This window comes from Pseudomonas sp. P5_A12, from assembly GCF_056400685.1.
In genome coordinates this window covers 1-2,927 of sequence record NZ_JBFUKU010000455.1, presented here as the reverse complement: position 1 = coordinate 2,927, position 2,927 = coordinate 1, and the positions used below count along the sequence as shown (strand labels likewise).

Sequence of the window (2,927 nt, the reverse complement as noted above, 5' to 3'; positions counted from 1 at the left end):
CTCATCGGCTAAGCGGTAGCGCAGAGCCGTCCCCGAACGGATAATAAACACTAATTAGCGTTCGGGGGCTGGAACAATGAAGTGTTGGAGTGCATGCCTTTGTTCTCGGTCCGTCAACATGGCGTTGACGGCGAGACTAACGAGTACAGCCTTATCGAAAACTGGGAGGTGGACGCGGTATTTACTTGCGGATAGTTGATTTGGACGCCGACGCAACGGTCTCACTTCCGCAATTGATATAAGAAGACGTCTTCAACCAACGCTGATCCGGATAGTAAGAAAATAACAGCTGCCCATCTTTCATCGAGTCAATCAGTCGATGCGCTATCGCCGGCCGGACGGCCGGACAACCGAGGCTTCTGCCGATCCGGCCATTCACACGGGCCAGCATCGGGCTGACATACGGTGCACCGTGAATCACGATAGCCCGGTCAAATGCATTGTCGTTGAAACCCGGTTCCAGGCCTTCCATGCGCAGCGAGTAGCCGTTTTGCCCGACATAACTTGACTGCGTGCGGTACAAGCCGAGACTGGTGGCGAAGCTTTCGTTCTTATTGGAGAAATTAACGGCCATGTTCTCGCCGGTGTTGCGCCCGTGGGCCACCAGTTCATGGAACAGTAATTTGCGTTTCTTCAGGTCGAACACCCACAACCGTTGTTCGGTCGAAGGCAGGGAATAGTCGATGACCGCAAGCCTTTGGACAGGGGCTTTGCCTTGAGCGATGCTGCATTTGGAAGCGCGGACCGCCAGGTCAATGACCTTGGCGTCGGCAGTGGGCGCTGCTTTGACGAGGGCGGCGGCAAGCGAATCGGCGTAAGCTGATGGTACGGACATTGCAGTCAGTAACAGGGCCGCGATTGGCAGACCAAAACGTAGTAACGCCATATAGATGTCTCATCATGTTAAGTTCGAGTCTAGCAGTGCGTGGGAAGCTAGCGGGTGAATGCAGGAGATTAAGGATTATCTATGGTGCAATTAACAAGGTTATTCGTCATAAGCCGCATATTTTTTATGGGCTTTCTGATCAGCGGTGCAGCGATCGCCGAAACTTCGCCGATTGAGCCGGCAACTGCGCCGAGCGTCGTTATGGACGCTGCACCGGACGACAACGTCGCTCAAACGATTCAGGCCTCCCTTGCGCCGCTGAAAACCGCGTTTCCGCCATTGCTCACTTCAAAGCGCAATCGGCGGGTGGATGTCAGTCGTCTGGTCATGGATTTTTATACCCATCGCGCCTATCGCGCGGCGTGGACGAATGACAGCGACGTCGCGCAGTTGATCAAAAGCTTGAATGACACCCAGGCCGACGGTTTGAACCCGGCGGATTTCCATATTGAAGAAATTGTCCGGACTCAGCCTTCAGTACAGGCCTTGAACGCCACGACTGAGCAGCGGGCAGCGTTTGATATCGCCACCACACACACTTTTATTACTGCGTTGCAGCAATTGCGGCGTGGCAAGGTCGACCCTGCGAGGCTCGACAATCACTGGAATTTTGACTCGAAYGGCGTCGATCCCCGTGACGACTTCAACGCCTTCTTCGCGGCACTCGACAATCACGATGTGGCGAGCGCATTTGCTCAGGCGCCGCCGCAAGAAGCGGTGTACGTCAGTTTGCGTCAGGCTCTGGCGCAACTGCGCGGTGTTCGGGACAGAGGCGGCTGGCCGAAAGTGGCGGCAGACCATTCGCTCAAACCCGGTATGGACGAATCCGCTGTTGCACAGTTGCGCGCGAGGATGGTCGCGGCAGGTTTTCTCGATCCGCGATTGATCCGCGGCACGAAGTACGACGGCGCCGTCACAGCAGCGGTGAAGAAATATCAGATCGAGCAATACCTTGGCGAAGATGGAGTGGCGGGGGCGACTACGCTGGCGGCGCTGAATGTGCCGGTTGAGGCTCGCATCGACCAGGTGCGGGTGAACATGGAGCGGGCGCGCTGGCTGCTTTATAAGCTGCAGGGCACTTTCGTTATCGTCGATATTGCCGGCTACAAGGTGGCGATGTACCGCGATGGCCAACGGATCTGGCGATCTCGAGTGCAGGTGGGTAAAGCGGCACGCAATACACCGATTTTTCAGGCACAGATCACCTACATCACGTTTAACCCGACCTGGACTGTACCGCCGACGATACTTAAGGAAGACGTGTTGCCAAAAGTTCGAGCGAATCCTGGCTACCTGGCCAACAACCGGATACGGGTACTTGATCGAGAAGGCAATGAGCTCGCCCCGTCATCCGTTGACTGGAGCAATCCGCGCGGGCTAACTCTGCGCCAGGATGCCGGCCCTGACAGCTCGTTGGGCCAGGTGGTGATCCGTTTCCCTAACGACTATGCGATTTACCTCCACGACACACCGCACCGCGAGTTGTTTGCCAAAACTGTGCGCGCGACCAGTTCGGGCTGCATCCGCGTGGAGAACCCGCTGCAACTGGTTGAGTTGTTGTTCAACGACCCGGTTAAATGGAACAGCACCGGCATTCAAAAACAATTGGCCAACGGCAAAACACAGAACATCTCGCTTCCGGCGAAAGTGCCGGTGTTGTTGGCGTACTGGACGGTGGATCTGGAAAATGGCGGGCGAGTGGCGTTCAAACCAGATGTTTATGGCTTCGATGCGCCGGTGTTGCGGGCACTGAACCGCCCTTCGCCATTGCCAGTGCTGGATTTGCATGCAGCTTTGGGGGCGGGCGGGTAGTCAGGTCTTCAAGATAAAGTCATTTTTACTGACCCAGATCCGGGTCGGAATGGAGTTACGGTCGATTTGCCCTTGCAGGGTATAGGCGAGATCGTCGTACCAGACCGGATCTTCCAGGTACCAGGAGTGGGAAATCATGCCGTCGATGATCCTGAATTTTCGTTTTGGGACAGCCTTGTAGCGCGGTCCGCAATCAACATCGACGGCCTTTTCGTGCGCTGGCGTATCA

The 2,927-nt window shown here is 56.0% G+C and carries 2 protein-coding genes and 1 pseudogene; 1 reads left to right on the top strand and 2 read right to left on the bottom strand.

The features are described 5' to 3' along the window. Positions 1-181: 181 nt before the first annotated feature. The gene (locus AC1DSG_RS29785) at positions 182-886 is read right to left on the bottom strand and encodes a murein L,D-transpeptidase catalytic domain family protein (RefSeq protein WP_477794072.1); all 705 of its coding nucleotides are present in this window, start codon (positions 884-886) and stop codon (positions 182-184) included. Positions 887-967: 81 nt separating this feature from the next. On the opposite strand from AC1DSG_RS29785, the gene AC1DSG_RS29780 reads away from it, so the two are divergent. Beyond that, positions 968-2,698, top strand: a complete 1,731-nt coding sequence (locus AC1DSG_RS29780) for a L,D-transpeptidase family protein (protein WP_477794071.1) — start codon at positions 968-970, stop codon at positions 2,696-2,698. Here AC1DSG_RS29780 and AC1DSG_RS29775 read toward each other — a convergent pair. Beyond that, positions 2,699-2,927 (bottom strand): annotated as a pseudogene (locus tag AC1DSG_RS29775) (alpha/beta hydrolase); the annotation flags it as partial. It lies immediately after the preceding gene.

Coding starts and splice junctions, on each gene's coding strand:
- AC1DSG_RS29785 (WP_477794072.1), bottom strand. CDS start 886: ATGGCGTTACTACGTTTTGGTCTGCCAATCGCGGCCCTGTTACTGACT.